1 tRNA gene is annotated in these 398 nt (G+C 59.0%); it reads left to right on the top strand.

What is annotated here, in order from left to right:
- Window positions 1-288: 288 nt before the first annotated feature.
- Window positions 289-379: transfer RNA gene (locus tag EN879_RS38665), tRNA-Ser, on the top strand.
- Window positions 380-398: the final 19 nt, after the last annotated feature.

Raw genomic sequence — 398 nt, 5'->3', positions numbered from 1 at the left:
GGTGAAAGGGCTGCCTGGCTGCTATCCCCCGGCGTTGTTGCACAAATGACACGATTTGGCCTCACTCAGAAAGCTCTCGTTAACCATCAGGCCGCCGCACTCCCTTGTTTGCCGGCGAATCCGGCGATGGGCCGACGGAATCATGGCGAATTCCCGAGTCGCTAGCCAGGAAACAACCGCAGAACCGCCACATCCATGGGGGTCGCGGTTCGGCGCCTTCTTATTTTTGCATATAATGATGCGGGCTTGTTGATTGTGCCGGCGCTTTTCTTTATCCAGCGGCGCAACGGAGAGGTGGCCGAGTGGTCGAAGGCGCTCCCCTGCTAAGGGAGTAGAGGTCAAAAGCTTCTCGTGGGTTCGAATCCCATCCTCTCCGCCACCCTACGCCCTGCGGGCTC

This window comes from Mesorhizobium sp. M7A.F.Ca.AU.002.02.1.1, assembly GCF_003998535.1.
Classification (GTDB): domain Bacteria; phylum Pseudomonadota; class Alphaproteobacteria; order Rhizobiales; family Rhizobiaceae; genus Mesorhizobium; species Mesorhizobium ciceri.
Note: the sequence above shows the minus strand (reverse complement) of the source record. Positions and strands in the feature narration are given on the sequence as shown.